At 62.2% G+C, this 14,613-nt stretch carries 14 protein-coding genes; 9 read left to right on the top strand and 5 right to left on the bottom strand.

Going from position 1 to position 14,613, the window contains the following annotated elements:
- Window positions 1–184 precede the first annotated feature (184 nt).
- Entirely contained in the window at window positions 185–694 is a 510-nt protein-coding gene (locus tag NKJ81_RS00445; RefSeq protein WP_352539283.1) for an ABC transporter permease, read from the bottom strand.
- Window positions 695–772: 78 nt separating this feature from the next.
- On the opposite strand from NKJ81_RS00445, the gene NKJ81_RS00450 reads away from it, so the two are divergent.
- From NKJ81_RS00450 to NKJ81_RS00490, 9 genes are all read left to right on the top strand, one after another.
- On the top strand, window positions 773–922 hold the full coding sequence (locus NKJ81_RS00450; RefSeq protein WP_352469632.1) for a hypothetical protein: 150 nt from the start codon (window positions 773–775) through the stop codon (window positions 920–922).
- A 455-nt stretch (window positions 923–1,377) separates the two neighbouring features.
- Window positions 1,378–1,692, top strand: a complete 315-nt coding sequence (locus tag NKJ81_RS00455) for a helix-turn-helix domain-containing protein (protein ID WP_023675522.1) — start codon at window positions 1,378–1,380, stop codon at window positions 1,690–1,692.
- Window positions 1,689–3,710: a hydrogenase 4 subunit B gene (hyfB, locus tag NKJ81_RS00460; RefSeq protein WP_502904263.1), complete on the top strand. Its 2,022-nt coding sequence runs from the start codon at window positions 1,689–1,691 to the stop codon at window positions 3,708–3,710. Before NKJ81_RS00455 ends, hyfB begins: the two co-directional genes overlap by 4 nt.
- The gene (locus tag NKJ81_RS00465; protein WP_023675520.1) at window positions 3,701–4,657 is read left to right on the top strand and encodes a respiratory chain complex I subunit 1 family protein; all 957 of its coding nucleotides are present in this window, start codon (window positions 3,701–3,703) and stop codon (window positions 4,655–4,657) included. Before hyfB ends, NKJ81_RS00465 begins: the two co-directional genes overlap by 10 nt.
- Window positions 4,657–5,319 carry a hydrogenase-4 component E gene (locus NKJ81_RS00470; protein WP_023675519.1) on the top strand — a complete coding sequence of 221 codons (663 nt, stop codon included), beginning with the start codon at window positions 4,657–4,659 and terminating at the stop codon, window positions 5,317–5,319. The genes NKJ81_RS00465 and NKJ81_RS00470 overlap by 1 nt, the downstream gene beginning before the upstream one ends.
- Window positions 5,316–6,767 (top strand): hydrogenase 4 subunit F, encoded by a 1,452-nt coding sequence (locus NKJ81_RS00475; protein WP_023675518.1) that lies wholly within the window; start codon window positions 5,316–5,318, stop codon window positions 6,765–6,767. Before NKJ81_RS00470 ends, NKJ81_RS00475 begins: the two co-directional genes overlap by 4 nt.
- 18 nt (window positions 6,768–6,785) lie before the next feature.
- Window positions 6,786–8,303 (top strand): hydrogenase large subunit, encoded by a 1,518-nt coding sequence (locus NKJ81_RS00480; RefSeq protein WP_352539284.1) that lies wholly within the window; start codon window positions 6,786–6,788, stop codon window positions 8,301–8,303.
- Window positions 8,304–8,315: 12 nt separating this feature from the next.
- The gene (locus NKJ81_RS00485) at window positions 8,316–8,855 is read left to right on the top strand and encodes an NADH-quinone oxidoreductase subunit B family protein (protein ID WP_352452927.1); all 540 of its coding nucleotides are present in this window, start codon (window positions 8,316–8,318) and stop codon (window positions 8,853–8,855) included.
- 339 nt (window positions 8,856–9,194) lie between these two features.
- Window positions 9,195–9,452: a hypothetical protein gene (locus NKJ81_RS00490; RefSeq protein ID WP_352539285.1), complete on the top strand. Its 258-nt coding sequence runs from the start codon at window positions 9,195–9,197 to the stop codon at window positions 9,450–9,452.
- A gap of 174 nt (window positions 9,453–9,626) precedes the next feature.
- On the opposite strand, the gene NKJ81_RS00495 is transcribed toward NKJ81_RS00490, so the two are convergent.
- Genes NKJ81_RS00495 through NKJ81_RS00510 form a run of 4 tightly spaced genes read right to left on the bottom strand, consistent with a single transcriptional unit; the run spans window position 9,627 to window position 14,548 of the window.
- Window positions 9,627–10,931, bottom strand: coding sequence for an NAD(P)/FAD-dependent oxidoreductase (locus NKJ81_RS00495; protein ID WP_352539286.1), 1,305 nt, complete (start codon window positions 10,929–10,931; stop codon window positions 9,627–9,629).
- A complete protein-coding gene (locus tag NKJ81_RS00500) occupies window positions 10,931–12,316 on the bottom strand; it encodes a glutamine synthetase family protein (protein WP_352539287.1) in 1,386 nt (461 codons plus the stop codon). Before NKJ81_RS00500 ends, NKJ81_RS00495 begins: the two co-directional genes overlap by 1 nt.
- On the bottom strand, window positions 12,309–13,604 hold the full coding sequence (locus tag NKJ81_RS00505; RefSeq protein WP_352539481.1) for a nucleotide disphospho-sugar-binding domain-containing protein: 1,296 nt from the start codon (window positions 13,602–13,604) through the stop codon (window positions 12,309–12,311). Before NKJ81_RS00505 ends, NKJ81_RS00500 begins: the two co-directional genes overlap by 8 nt.
- Before the next feature lie 5 nt (window positions 13,605–13,609).
- Window positions 13,610–14,548 carry a GntR family transcriptional regulator gene (locus NKJ81_RS00510; RefSeq protein ID WP_352539288.1) on the bottom strand — a complete coding sequence of 313 codons (939 nt, stop codon included), beginning with the start codon at window positions 14,546–14,548 and terminating at the stop codon, window positions 13,610–13,612.
- Window positions 14,549–14,613 lie beyond the last annotated feature (65 nt).

A 14,613-nucleotide genomic window follows, 5' to 3' on the forward strand; every position in this document is an offset into this window, starting at 1 on the left:
CCATCGCTAGCCGCGTTCCTGAAAGGCTTTATTACGCGATAGACCACGATCCGCTGACGCGCTTTTGTGCTCCTGTTTCAATCCGAGCCGCTGTCCCGAGCCGCTGTGCAGTTTTGGGCAACATGCGTTTGATCGACAAACCCGTGGCCAGAAGCCGAGGGGTTCCTTGTCGGGACGGCCGGCGCTATCGATTCGAGCGGCCGAGCGCTGTGGACGCAATCATGGTCACCACGACGAAGGGAACGGCGAGCGAGGTATGGCCGAGGATGAGGCCGGGAAGGGTCGCGGTCAGGCCGGCCATCGAGAAGACGAAATACATGCCGACGCCGACGATGACCACCGGCGCGATCATCGGCACCAGCAGCAAGGCGGAGATCGTGCGCCGACCTGGCAGATTAGGCGCCGCGAGGCCGAGCGCGGCCATGGTGCCTAGCGGCGTCGCCAAAAGTGTCGTCGAGACAGCCAGAACCAGGCTGTTGCGCAGGGCATCCATCCAGGTCTGCATCGAGAAGAACTCGCGGTACCATTTCAGCGACCAGCCGGTGATGGGAAAGGTGAAATCGCCGCTGCTCTTGAACGAGAACAGCACGATGATGATCAGCGGCGCCATGAGGAAAGCCAGCACCATCATGGCCGTCAGCCCGAGGCCGAAGCGGCCAAGCCGGCTGGTGGTGGTTGATCGCGGGGAGGACATCCGGGCCTCGCAGACCGGCGCCGCTGCGGCTGAGCAGGGCGTTCTGGATGGCATAAAGCGAGAGCGTGACGACCAGCATTGTTCTTTCTCGGCGGCGTCGTCGGCGCTGTGGGTTTCAAGCATGTCGGCTTCGCGGCGACGTTGTTTCTGGCGGCCATTCTCCTCGTGCTGGCCTCCATGCCAGTCCTGGAGGACGTCTCCGTTCGCATGAGGCGGCTTTGGCAGTAGCGCTGCAGAGCTTTGCCGCATGCCAGATTTGGCAGCACATTCGCGAAGGCGCTGTTCCTGGATTTCGGCAGCTATCTGTTTTGGCCGATCCTGAAGCACGAACACGATGAGATCGGCCCAACGACAAGAGCAAGCGAACTCAGCCATACCCACTCATAGCGTAGAGTGAGGTCGAAGAGATAGCCGACGCGCCCGCGGCGGCTCCAATCGAGTGGCCGGCCGAGATAAGGGCCCATTGCCAGCCCCATCACGCGCAAATCCGAGATGGCTGGCGACAAGACTGGCCGTGACGGGAATGGCCGCATGGCTTTGGTTCGAGGCAGGGCGTATCGCCCGGTTTTCTACAGCCTCAAGACAGATGCGTCACGCATCACTAATTGAATGCGCCGCATTTTAATATATGCTGCAAGACGTAGAGATAATATCTCAAAGCTGATCAAAAGGGGGACGCGACCGTGATAACTGCTCCACAGTTGCGTGCCGCGAGGGCGCTCCTTGGCATCGACCAGCGCAGGCTTGCCGAATTGTCCGGTCTTTCCGTGCCGACAATTCAACGCATGGAAGCCAGCGAGTCGATTATTCGGGGTAACGTCGATTCTCTCATGAAGCTGATCGGGGCACTTGACCTCGCCGGTGTGGAATTGATCGCTGAAGGCGCCTCCAGCCAAATCGGTGGGCGCGGCGTGCGACTGAAAGCGGATTTTGACCCCGCCAAAATCCTTGGCGGAGTCGATACGGATGCCAAACTCCCCGTGAGGAGCGTGGCGTGATTTCGGGGGCCGCGGTCCTCCTGTGGGGCGTCGCTGCGCTCCTGGGGACTGCGGTGCTTGCGATTGCGGAAAGCCGCAGATCCGACTCGGGAACACGCCTGATCTACGGCTTGACGCTAGGTATATCGGCGGCCGTGCTCATGGTTCTCGCGAGCCGCATCGCCGACAATCCCGTCACCCCGTCGACTGTGGTGTTGCCTCTTGGATTGCCATGGATTGGCGCTCATTTCCGTTTGGATGCGCTGTCGACTTTCTTCCTCATCGTCGTCAACTTCGGCGGCTCCATGGCCAGTCTTTATGGCCTCGGCTACGGCAGGCATGAGTCTGCGCCGCATCGGGTGCTGCCGTTCTTCCCGGCTTTCCTAGCCGGAATGAACCTTGTCGTGGTGGCCGACGACGCCTTCACTTTCCTGCTTTCCTGGGAATTCATGTCGCTCGCCTCCTGGGCGCTCGTCATGGCGCACCATCGCAAGCAGGACAATGCGCGGGCGGGCTACATCTATCTCGTGATGGCGAGCTTCGGCACACTCGCGCTGCTGCTTGCGTTCGGCCTGCTCGCCGGATCCGATGGAACCTACACATTCGACGCGATGCGAGCCGCCGATCCCACCCCGTTCGCCGCTGCTTTCGTCCTGGTTCTCATGCTGCTGGGCGCCGGCTCCAAGGCCGGACTCGTCCCGCTGCACGTCTGGCTGCCACTCGCCCATCCGGCCGCGCCAAGCCACGTCTCGGCTCTGATGAGCGGCGTGATGACCAAGGTCGCAGTCTATGGCTTCATACGCGTTATTTTCGATCTGCTCGGTGAGCCGGCATGGTGGTCGGGCGTTGCCGTGCTTTTCCTTGGCGGGCTGACGGCGGTTCTCGGCATCCTCTACGCGCTGATGGAAAAGGACCTGAAGCGACTGCTTGCCTATAGCACCATTGAAAACATCGGCGTCATCTTCGTAAGCCTTGGTCTCGCGCTCGCTTTCAAGGCGAACGCCATGCCATCGGCTGCAGCGCTGGCGCTCACCGCCGCGCTGTTCCACGTCCTCAACCATTCCTTTTTCAAGAGCCTGCTGTTTTTCGGCGCGGGCGCCGTGCTGACGGCAACCGGAGAGCGGGATATGGAGAAGCTGGGCGGTCTCATCCACCGCATGCCCTTTACAAGTTTTGCCTTTCTCGTCGGTTGCGTCGCGATCTCGGCACTTCCACCCTTCAACGGCTTCGTCTCCGAATGGCTGGCCTTTCAGGCCATATTGCAGAGCCCCGATCTGCCACAATGGGGACTGAAGGTCATGGTGCCCGCCGTTGGCGGTCTGCTGGCGCTGTCAGCGGCACTGGCCGCGGCCTGCTTTGTAAAGGCGTTCGGGATTGCATTCCTCGGCCGGCCACGCTCGGCCGCGGTGGAACTGGCGCATGAGGTCGACCGCTACTCGCTGGCGGCAATGTTCATTCTCGCTGCCCTTTGTCTCCTGGCCGGCATTCTGCCCGGTCTTGTGATAGACGGCCTCTCATCGGTGACACTGCCACTGATCGGCAGTCGGATGCCTGTGCAGGTGGCCCAGCCCTGGCTGTCTATCGTGCCGATTGCAGCGAGCCGCAGTTCCTACAACGGCCTGTTGGTGTTCCTGTTCATCGCCTTTTCCGCATCCGCTGCGGCATATGTGATCCATCGCTTTGCATCACATGCACTCCGTCGGGGTCCCGCCTGGGGTTGTGGCTTCCCGGATGTGGTCCCGAGCTCGCAGTACACGGCCGTCAGCTTCGCGCAGCCTATCCGCCGCGTCTTCGGCACGTTCGTATTCCGTGCAAGGGAAACCGTCGAAATGCCGGCACCTGGCGAGACCGGTCCGGCTCGTCTGAATGTCGAAATGCATGATGTGATCTGGGAGACGCTGTACCTGCCTATCGGCCGGGCCCTCGACTTTGCGACCGACCACCTCAACCATCTGCAGTTCCTGACGATCAGGCGCTACCTGACCCTCGTCTTTCTCTTTCTCATTGTCCTGCTCCTGGTGCTCGCACTATGGCCGTGATTCTCGAGTTGGCCGTTCAAGGCGCGCAGATGGCGCTGGTGCTTTTGCTGGCGCCGCTCCTGACCGGATTCGTGCGCAAGGTGAAGGCACGGCTCTTGCGCCGCCAGGGTCCTTCCCTGATCCAACCTTACCGCGATCTCTTGCGGCTGATGCGCAAGGAAGTCGTTCTGGCGGACAACGCATCCTGGCTGTTTCGCGTGACGCCCTATCTGATCTTTGCCACCACCTGGGTCGGCGCGGCGCTCATCCCGACATTCGCCGCCGGCCTCACATTCAGTTGGACCGCCGATCTCATAGCCATTGTCGCACTGCTGGGAAGCGCCCGGTTCTTCCTGGCGCTGGCAGGCATGGACGTCGGCACGAGCTTCGGCGGCATCGGCTCGAGCCGCGAGGTGATGATCGCTTCGCTGGCCGAACCCGCCATGCTGCTCATCGTGTTCAGCCTGGCGCTCGTCGCGGGTGCTACGCAACTCTCAACGGTCGCCGCCTTCATGGGGTCACCGGAGGTTGGCTTGCGGGTGTCGCTCGGGATGTCGCTCATCGCCCTCGTGATGGTGGCGATCGCCGAAAACGCCCGCATACCCGTGGACAACCCATCGACCCATCTGGAACTCACCATGGTTCATGAGGCGATGGTGCTGGAATATTCCGGTCGCCATCTGGCGATGATCGAGTTTGCCGCCTTCCTCAAGCTTCTGCTCTATGTGTCGCTGATTTCCTGCGTCTTCCTACCTTGGGGACTGGCGAGCGCCGGTGCAGGACTGGAATCCCTTGCTCCGGGTGTCGTCGCCTATGTCGGCAAGCTTGCCGTCTGTGGCGTTCTCCTCGCCGTGTTTGAGACTGCCATCGCCAAGATGCGCGTCTTCCGCGTCCCGGATTTCCTCGGGGCAGCGCTGATGCTGGCCCTGCTCGGCACGCTCCTGCTGTTCGTCTCGCGGAGCCTCTGATGAACGGCCTCACCTTCGACATCGCTCACCTGCTCGCCGGCGGCCTGGTGCTGGTCAGTTTCATGATGCTGTATCAGGATCGCCTCTTTGCTCTGATCAACGTTTTTGCGCTTCATGCAATCGTGCTGGCCCTGTCCGTAGCTTGGCAGGCATACATTCAGGACGCGCATCATCTCTACGTCACGGCGGCAATCGCCCTCGTCTTCAAGGCGATCGTCATTCCTGTCGGGCTTCATCGCATCATTCAGCGGCTCGGCATCCATCGTGACGTCGAGACCGCCGTCGGCATCGGTACGACGATGCTTGCGGGGATAGGCCTGGTGACCTTGTCCATGGTCCTGATGCTGCGCGTCACTCCCGAGGCTGATCCCCTCGCCCGCGAGGACCTGGCTTTCGCGCTGTCCATCATTTTGCTGGGGCTGCTGGTGATGGTCACCCGCCGCAACGCCGTCAGCCAAGTTGTCGGATTCATGTCGCTCGAGAACGGTCTGGTCCTCGCCGCCACGGGGGCCAAGGGCATGCCTCTGGTCGTCGAGATCAGTGTCGCCTTCTCGATCCTTATCGCCTTCATCGTCATCGGAGTCTTCCTGTTCCGCATCCGCGAGAGGTTCGACTCGGTGGATGTCGGCGCGCTCGACGACTACAGGGGAGAACACCGTTGACCGCGTTTTCCCTCGATGCGGTGGCCGCCATTTTGCTGATACCGGTCTTCGCGGCCGCACTTCTGGCGGCGCTGCCGAAATACCGGATATCGGCGGGCGTCAATGTCGCGGCGAGCTTGCTGACCTTGCTCGCCGCACTGTCGCTTCTTGTCACCGACCGCCCGCAGCCTGGGCAGTATCTGCTCGTCGACGATCTCAATATCGTCTTCATCGTGCTCAACACATTCGTCGGCTTCACCACCAGCGTCTTCAGCGCTTCCTACATTGCCCACGAACTGGAGAGCGGGCGGCTGACAGTCCCGAACTTGCGGTTTTATCACGCAATGTACCAGGTCATGATGTTCGGCATGAACCTGGCGTTCGTGTCGAACAATATTGGCTTGATGTGGGTGGCGGTGGAGCTTGCCACGCTGACCACCGTGCTCATGGTCGGCATCTACCGCACGCACGAAGCGCTGGAGGCAGCCTGGAAATATTTCATTCTGGGCAGCGTCGGCATCGCGCTCGCACTGTTCGGTACCATCCTCGTCTACATGGCTGCACAGCCGGTTGTTGGCGAGGGGACGAATGCGATGGTCTGGACGGTGCTCATCGCTCACGCCGCGCGCTTCGATCCGGCTCTGCTCAATGTCGCCTTCATCTTTCTGCTGCTCGGCTACGGGACGAAGGTCGGCCTTGCGCCCTTACATGCCTGGCTGCCAGACGCGCATGCTGAGGGTCCAACGCCGATTTCCGCAGTGCTGTCGGGCTTGCTGTTAAACGTCGCACTCTATGCCGTGCTGCGCTTCAAGCTATTGCTCGCGGCAAGCCCGGAAGCGATCGCTCCTGGGCCATTGATGATCACGATGGGACTGACGTCGCTTGTCTTCGCGGCCTTCATGCTCTACCGCCGCCGCGACATCAAACGCCTGTTCGCGTACTCCTCGATCGAGCACATGGGCATCATCGTGTTCGCCTTCGGCATAGGAGGCCCGCTCGCCAATTTTGCCGGGCTGCTGCACATGGTCATGCACAGCCTGACCAAGTCGGCGATCTTTTTCACGGTCGGCCACATTGCCCAGGTCAAGGGGACACAGAACATCGCCGAAATCCGGGGACTGACGGAAACACATCCTGCCCTTGGCTGGGCGCTCGTCATCGGCGTCGTTGCCATTGCCGGCCTCCCTCCGCTCGGTATCTTCATGAGCGAATTCCTGGTCGTGAGTTCGACATTTGCAAGACACCCTCTTTTGGCGATGCCCTTGGTTTTCGGGATTCTGCTCGCTTTCGGCGCCCTGCTGCTTCGACTGACCGGCGTCGCTTTCGGCGAACCGCGCGGCAGCACTGCACCCGCCGAGGCGTCCTACATTCCAATGTATTCCCACTTGGCGTTGGTGTTTGCCGCCGGCATCTATCTGCCGCCACCGCTGGTCACATGGTTCCAGCACGTCGCAAGTATCCTGGGGTGAGCAGAGGAGAGAAAGAGCATGCCCGCGCTGATCGACCTCATCCTTGCTGGCCAACGTGTCGAAAATCATTTCCCGTGGTCACGCGCCGTGGTGACTCCGAAAAAATGGGGCTTTGCCGTCGAGCAACTGGCCGAGGGCCACTGGAGCTTGCTCGGCCTATGGGGTGAGCCAGGCGCCGTCCACATGGCACTTCTCGATGAAAGCGCCGGGGACATCGGCGTCGTCAGCCTGGAATGCCCCAGTGGCCGCTACCCATCGGTCGGCCGGCTGCATCCGCCCGCATTGCGGCTCGAACGTGCGGCTGCTGACCTGTTCGGGCTCCTGCCACAAGGCGCGCCTGATACGAGACGGTGGCTTGATCATGGCCATTGGGGTGTCAGCTATCCGTTGAGTACCCGCGTCCGGACGTCTGCCGCGACAGCCTTCCCGTACAGTTTCCTGCCTGCCGAGGGGGAGAGCCTGCATCAGATCCCGGTCGGGCCCGTGCATGCCGGCATCATCGAGCCGGGCCATTTCCGGTTCACGGCGAGCGGTGAAACGGTCGTCCGGCTGGAGCAGCGCCTCGGATACGCGCACAAGGGTATAGAAGGCCTGATGGCGGGGTCCGACATCGACCGTGCAGCCAAATTGGCGGGCAGAACCTCTGGCGACAGTACCGTGGCATACTCCCTCGCTTTTGCCCGCGCGGTCGAGGCGGCGCTGGGTGTCCAGGTTCCCCCACGCGCGGTCTGGCTGCGAGCGCTCATGGCCGAGTTGGAGCGCCTGGCCAATCATCTGGGCGACATCGGCGCTATCTGCAATGATGCCGCCTTCGCGCTCATGCATGCCCACTGTGGGGTGCTGCGTGAGCGCGTATTGCGGGCAAGCGATGCTGCCTTCGGTCATCGTTTGATGCGCGACTGCATCGTGCCCGGAGGCGTGGCAAGCTTCCTGAGCGATGAGGGCACGACAGCGCTCAGGTCCCTGATCGCAGAGATCAGGCAGCGGTTTCCCGCGCTGGTCGAGCTCTACGACAACACGGCGTCGCTGCAGGATCGGACTGTCGCAACTGGCCGGCTGAAGGTGGAACTCGCTCGTCAATATCGCGCCGGAGGCTACGTTGGCCGGGCCTCCGGTCGGGACTTCGATGCCCGACGCAATCTCGCTTATCCACCCTATGGCGAACTCGCCTTCGATGTACCTCTCCTCCAGGAAGGCGATGTGAACGCCCGTGTATGGATTCGTATCCACGAGGTCGAACAGAGCCTGTCCCTGATCGAACAAGTCCTGCGACAACTGCCAGAGGGGCCGATCCGCGTCGATTTCGCGCAGACAAACCGATCGCATGAAGGCATGGCGCTCGTCGAAGGTTTCCGCGGCGACATTCTGGCCTGGCTGCGCATTGGCAAGGGCGGCTTGGTCGAGCGCTGTCACCTCCGTGATCCGTCATGGTTTCAATGGCCGCTCCTTGAAGCGGCGATCGAAGGAAACATCGTTGCCGACTTTCCGCTGTGCAACAAATCGTTCAACTGCTCTTATTCGGGCCATGATCTCTGAAGGCACGCTGTCATGCGCAAGCTTCTTTTTGAAAGCCTGATACGCCCCCCTCTCACCGAGCGTCCGCCGTTGGCAAGCAGCACGGCAGTCGACGAACTCGCACGCGCGCTCGATGGGGCTGCTCACAAACGATTGGGGCGAAGCCTGTCGATCCGGGCGGTCGATGCCGGTTCCTGCAACGGCTGCGAACTTGAGATGCACGCGCTGAACAACGCCTTCTATGACATCGAGCGTTTTGGGATCCGGTTCGTCGCATCACCGCGCCATGCCGATGTACTGCTCGTCACCGGGCCGGTCACAAAAAACATGCGCGAGGCATTGAAGCGGACCTACGACGCAACACCCAACCCAAAATGGGTGGTCGCACTGGGAGATTGCGCAGGCAATGGCGGCTGTTTCGCCGGCAGCTATGCGGTGGTGCGCGGAGTGTCCGAGGCCTTGCCTGTCGATCTGCACATTCCAGGTTGTCCGCCGCCGCCAATCGAAATTCTGAAAGGCCTGCTCGCCTTGCTTGAGGGCGTGAATTCCAAGACTGGTGCTGCCCGAAGGTGACTATGTAGAGGCTTTGCCAAGGTTGGCCTTGTCGCTGCATAGATCCAACCAATGCGTAGCCGTGAGTTTAAGGGCATCAGCCAACCTCTGTCCCAAAATTGGAAGGCGCTCGGCGGCGAGAACGGCTAGTCTAAAACGCCTGCTTTTTCGCCGGCAGCCCAGCGCTTTCGATCGAAGGGGAACCCGTTCCCTAGTCCGAAATGGTTACTTGCGCTGCAGCTAATGTAGTTACAATCTTGTGCAGTCGGAAGCTGCATGGGCCGGCCAGGCGCGAATACCGCCTTCGCCGGCGTCTTAAGGCAGTCGACCACATTTTTGCGGTGCTCTAAGGGGGAAACAATGAGATTGACGATTGTTTGCGCGGCAATTGTGATTGCCGTATCCACCGCCGCCGTTGCGCACGAGAAAAAGAGAGTGGTCAGTACAGAAGTAACGTCGGCCGGCGCCGACCTGTCGGGCAGCACGATCAAGAAAAACAGGGAAACAAAATTGGATTGCAGTTCAACCGGAACTGTCTCCAGCGCGATTTCGAAAGACAAATCGGAGCCGCGCCTGGGCTATGAAACAGTTAATCCTGCAATCATATCGATCTATTAGCTGAGGAAATAGCAGGCAGGTCTATCGGCGCTCAGGCTTCGGGAGCAGGGCACGAACCGACTCGCGACCATTGCCTGCGGACCATATTCAAGCATCGATCAAGTCGGACGCCGCCGCGAAATCAGCCGTTAATCGCTTGGTGGCGGCGCTCGGCCTCATTGCGCATGCCTGCGCTCAATGTTTGATGCGGTCACGCATTGCGTACCAAAGCATGCCGAGCACATAGAGCGGGCCGCGCAGCGCCGTACCGCCGGGGAACGGCAGCGGGCTTAGGGTCGAAAACAGATCGAGCCGCGAAGCATCCGCGGTGATCGCCTCAGCGAGCAGCTTGCCCGACAACGTCGACAGGATCACCCCCTTGCCCGAATAGCCATGCGCAAAATAGACGTCGCCATAGCGACCGACATGCGGCAGGCGCGATGTCGTCACCGAGACCAGCCCGCCCCAGGCGTGATCGATGCGGCGGCCGCGCAATTGCGGAAAGGTCTCTTCCATGTGCGGCCGCACGAAGCCGGCAATGTCGGCGGGCGGCGACGGCGTATAGCGCTCGCCGCCGCCGAACAGCAGGCGTCCATCCGCCGACAGCCGGTAGTAATTGACGACGAAGCGCGTGTCGGAGACGGCCACATTGCTTGGGACGACGTCGGTCGTGTCGCCCAGCGGCTCGGTGGCGATGATGTAGTTGCCGACCGGCATGATGCGGCTGTTGACGCGCGGCTCAAGCCCGTGGAGCAGCGCATCGCCGGCCAGTACGACATGCCTGGCCCGGACCGAGCCTTTGGCCGTCGAAACCCGGGGGGAAGGTTCCCGCTCCAGCCGCAGCGCCACCGAATTCTCGTGGATGGTGACGCCCGCCGCAGCCGCGGCGCGAGCAAGACCGAGCGTGTAGTTCAGCGGATGCATATGGCCACCGAGCTTCTCGTACATCGCGCCGTGATAAGGTGTGTTCACCATTCCGCGCGCCTGCGCTGCCGACAGCATCTCGACATCATGAAAGTTCATCACCGTAGAAAGGCACTCGGCCTCTTCTTCGAGGTCGCGCAGGTCGGAACCGTTGACCGCACCGGCCAGATGGCCGGTGAGCCTGAGGTCGCAATCGATGGCATGGCGCTCGATCAGACCGAGCACGAGGGCCCGCGCCTCGAAGGCGAGATCGAACAGCGCCCTCCCCCGTTCCGGCCCATATAGGTTGACCAGCCCCTTGGCGCCCTTGCGCAGGCCGGGGATCATCTGGCCGCCATTGCGCCCCGACGCCCCCCAGCCGATCTTGCCGCCTTCGAGCAGCACCACCTTCAGGCCGCGTTCGGCTGCATGAAAGGCTGCGGAGAGGCCGGTACAACCGCCGCCGACCACCACCAGATCGGCGTCGACGTCGCCCTGCAGCGCCGGATGGTCCGGAGCCGGATTGGCCGTCGCGACATAGTAGGATTTGCCGATATCCAGGCCGGAGTTGAAGCCCCCAGAATTGAAGCCCATCATCACACCTTGAGCAGCAGATGGTCGCGTTCCCAAGAGGTGACGACGCTCTGGAACAGGTCGAGCTCAACGCTCTTGACGCGCAAATAGGTCTGGAAGAAATCCTCGCCGAGCACCGCCCGAACCGGATCGCACGCAGCGAAGCGGTCGAGCGCCTCTTCCATGGTTTTGGGCAGCGTGCTCCTGCTGCGATAGGCATTGCCCGGCGCTTCCGTCGAACGAGCGATCTTCTCCTCGACGCCGAGATAACCGCAAAGCAGCGAGCCGGCTATCGCCAGATAGGGGTTGGCATCGGCGCCGGGCAGCCGATTTTCCACGCGCCGCGCGGTGCGCCCGCCGGCCGGCACACGCAGACCGCAGGAGCGGTTGTCGTGCGACCACTCGATGTTGGCGGGTGCACTGTGGTTCGGCCGGATGCGGCGGAACGAATTCACGTTCGGCGCAAACAGCGGCATCACCTCGGGAATGTATTTCTGCAGGCCGCCGATGAAATGCCCGAACATCTCGGTGTCGGCGCCGTCACGCCCGGCAAACAGCGTGTTGCCGGCCTCGTCGACGACAGACATATGGAGATGCATTGAGCTGCCGGCTTGTGCGGCTATCGGTTTGGCCATGAAGGTCGCCTGCATGCCACCTTCCTGCGCGGCCTGGCGCGTCATTCGCTTGAACAGCAACACCTTGTCTGCCAGCGGCAGCGCGTCGCCATGCAGGAAATTGATCTCCAGTTGGGCCGTGCCCGATTCATGGATGAGCGTGTCGAGCGGCAGTCCGGCTGCCGCAGCATAGCCATACAGGCGCCGGATCACCGGCTCGAATTGCTCCAGTGCCGCCATGTCATAGGGATGCTGCACGCTTTCGGAGCGGCCATTGCGCCCGACCGGCGCCATCACCGGCCTGTCGGGATCGGGATTGGGCGCGGTGAGATAAAATTCAAGCTCCGGCGCCACCACCGCCCGCCAGCCGCGCTGGCGATATAGATCGAGCACGGCCCGCAACACGTGCCGCGGCGAAGCCATCCACGGCCGGTCGTCCATGTGGAACGCATCGGCGAAGACATAGGCCTTGCCTGGCCCGCCACCGGGCGCCAGACAGAGTGTTGCGACATCCGGCACCATCCGCATGTCGGGGTCCTGGTAGGCGAACCCCTCGTCGACGGAACCGGAATAGCGGCCGTCGATGCTGACCAGGAACGCGCTGCTCGGCAGATAGAGTGCTCGGTCCTCGATCGCCTTGAGGAACTTGGCCGCTGGCAGGGCCTTGCCGCGCAGCACGCCGTTCATGTCGGGCACCAGGCACTCGACCTCGCTGACAGCGTGAGCGGCCAACCAGTCTTTCGGGTCGTTGGTGCCGTTCATGGTCGAGGCATCCGTTGTTGTGGTGTCAAGCATCAGGTCGGGTCCTTGCGAGAGCGAGAATGGCTTCGGCAGCCACGTCCGTTCCGGGTGTCAGCGCCATATGCACTGCATTCTCCCGGAGGCGTGCGCGCATTGCAGCATCGGCCATCAGGCCGAGAATGCTTCGCTCCAATTCGTCTTCCGTCCAGCCATCGCGGCTGATGTGGCGCCCGACGCCGGTTTCCTCGGCACGTTGCGCATTGTCATGCCCGTCCCAGCAATAGGGCATGACCAGCGACGGCACACCGAAACGCAGTGCTTCGCAAAAGCTGTTGTTGCCACCATGATGAATGAAGAGGTCGCATTTCGCCACGACCGAAGGCTGTGGAAACCAGGCATCGAGATAGACATTGTCCGGAACGGCGCGATAGCTGTCGCGCAGACCTCCGGCGTTGACAATGAAGCGGGCCGGCAGCCTGTCGAAAACGGCGAGCATCCGCTGGATCAGGCCGACATCCATGGCGCCAAGACTACCGAAACTGACATAAACCAGCGGTCCGCCATCGCGCGGAAAAACCGGCACGTCGAACGGCCCTTCCGAGCGAACGCAGCCTTCGAGATAGACGAAGCTGGCAGGGTCGAGCGGCTCGGCGCGCTGCCTTCGCACAATCGTTGGGGTCAGCAGCAGATTGAGGGCGGGCGAAGGTTCCAGAAAAAGACCCGTCGGCAAGGGCGCAAGACCGGCGTCGGTCCGAAGCCGATTGAAGCGGTCATGGGCTGGAGCGACCGCTGCCAGGTAGCGCGCCTCGAACGCCGCGCGGCTCGGGTCGTCGGCGGCGAGACCGGACAGATAGGGTGGCACATTGGCATCTGGAAGCTCAGTTTCGGCGCAGGAGACGACGCGCACCCACGGGCAGCCGGCGGTCGCCAATGCCGGGAACATGACGACGTTGTCGAGCACCACGGCGTCCGGCTTCAGCCGCGCCAGCAATTGGCGCAGTGGCGCCTCGGCGTTGACCGCAGTGTCTACAATTGCTTGCCAGGTCGGGGCAACGTAGGTTTCGAGCTGATCGATGGGGCTCAGCCTGAAATGCGGCAGATGACGGCGCACGAAGGCCTGCCAGTAGCTCTGGCGTTCGCGGTCGGTCAACGGGTCATCAGTCGGCAACTGGTATTCCTGAAACCCATAGTCGGCGAACACGCCAGAAAAGCCGGCATGGCAGATGAACACCGGGCGGGCGCCACGAGCGCGCAGGGCCTGCGCTATGCCAACGCAATTCAGCGCAGCGCCGAAGCTCGCTTCCGGAAACAGTGCGATGGTCGGGCTGCCTTTGCGCATGATCCACGTTATTCCGGCCGGCTGATCATGCCGAACAGCGCGGGCGCCCCGCGACTAGCCGCCTGCGGTCGCTGGCTGCGTGAAAGCCGCAGATGGACCCGAAGCAGATCGGCTGCAACCTCGTACTGCTGGCTCTCCAGATGGTCGAGTATGGTCAGATGCTCGCGCAATGATTGCTTCAGCCGGAAGACATTGACGCCGGCATACGTTCCCGGCAGCCGGCGCAGCCGGAGATGATCGGCCAACGCCTCGGCGACGAAGCGGTTGGCGGAGCCACCGGCGATCATCCCGTGAAAATCGATGTCCAGCCGTTGGAACTCTCTGGAATCGAATGCCGCGTCGGGAAGAGCCAGCAGCATTTCCATGCCCTGTCGCAAGGCTGCCGCGCGCGTCCCATCCAGTCGGAACCCAGGCTCCAGAAGGGCGGCGGGTTCCAGCAACAGCCGGAATTCATAGCTCTCCCCTTGTGCGCCAAGATCGTCCGGCGCTCTCCTGAAAAGCCAGGACTGCCCCGGCGCGCGGTCCAGAAGATTTTCCTCGGCCAGTTTCTTCAGCGATTTTAGTACCGTCCTGCGCTCGGCATTATACCGTCGCATCAGCGCTCCGACGGTGACCGTCTGGTCCAGCCGGCGCGCCGAGCGGTCTCGCAGGATCATGTCGGCAAGTTCATCCTCCTCGGCGCTCGGCAGGTCGGCGGCGACGGTCGCCTGGCTCGTGAGGTCTACCGCCAAGCGATAGCCGGACTCAGCCTCCCATCGAACCACGCCTTTTTCAGTGAGCAGACGCAGCGCGGCCCGCACCGGAGTTCGGGATACGTTGCAGAGCGAAGCGATCTGCTGCTCCGGGAGATGAGCGCCGGGTTCAAAGCCGCGTTTCCGGGCCACATCGAGAATGCGCTGTGCAAGGTCGAGATGGTTGGTGCGGGGACGTCGAGCTGCAACTTGCATGGCAATTCTCGTGAAGGATTTGGCGGCTGAGGTTTGGCCGATTGCCCTTGCGGATGCGATCGGCC

This window comes from Mesorhizobium sp. M0018 (genome assembly GCF_040323955.1).
In the GTDB taxonomy this organism is placed as follows: domain Bacteria; phylum Pseudomonadota; class Alphaproteobacteria; order Rhizobiales; family Rhizobiaceae; genus Mesorhizobium.

What these genes read in the sequence shown, in the direction of transcription:
- NKJ81_RS00445 (WP_352539283.1), bottom strand. Translation starts at nt 694, where the DNA reads ATGTCCTCCCCGCGATCAACCACCACCAGCCGGCTTGGCCGCTTCGGC.
- NKJ81_RS00465 (WP_023675520.1), top strand. Translation starts at nt 3,701, where the DNA reads ATGGCCGTGATTCTCGAGTTGGCCGTTCAAGGCGCGCAGATGGCGCTG.
- NKJ81_RS00470 (WP_023675519.1), top strand. Translation starts at nt 4,657, where the DNA reads ATGAACGGCCTCACCTTCGACATCGCTCACCTGCTCGCCGGCGGCCTG.
- NKJ81_RS00480 (WP_352539284.1), top strand. Translation starts at nt 6,786, where the DNA reads ATGCCCGCGCTGATCGACCTCATCCTTGCTGGCCAACGTGTCGAAAAT.
- NKJ81_RS00485 (WP_352452927.1), top strand. Translation starts at nt 8,316, where the DNA reads ATGCGCAAGCTTCTTTTTGAAAGCCTGATACGCCCCCCTCTCACCGAG.
- NKJ81_RS00490 (WP_352539285.1), top strand. Translation starts at nt 9,195, where the DNA reads ATGAGATTGACGATTGTTTGCGCGGCAATTGTGATTGCCGTATCCACC.
- NKJ81_RS00495 (WP_352539286.1), bottom strand. Translation starts at nt 10,931, where the DNA reads ATGATGGGCTTCAATTCTGGGGGCTTCAACTCCGGCCTGGATATCGGC.
- NKJ81_RS00500 (WP_352539287.1), bottom strand. Translation starts at nt 12,316, where the DNA reads ATGCTTGACACCACAACAACGGATGCCTCGACCATGAACGGCACCAAC.
- NKJ81_RS00510 (WP_352539288.1), bottom strand. Translation starts at nt 14,548, where the DNA reads ATGCAAGTTGCAGCTCGACGTCCCCGCACCAACCATCTCGACCTTGCA.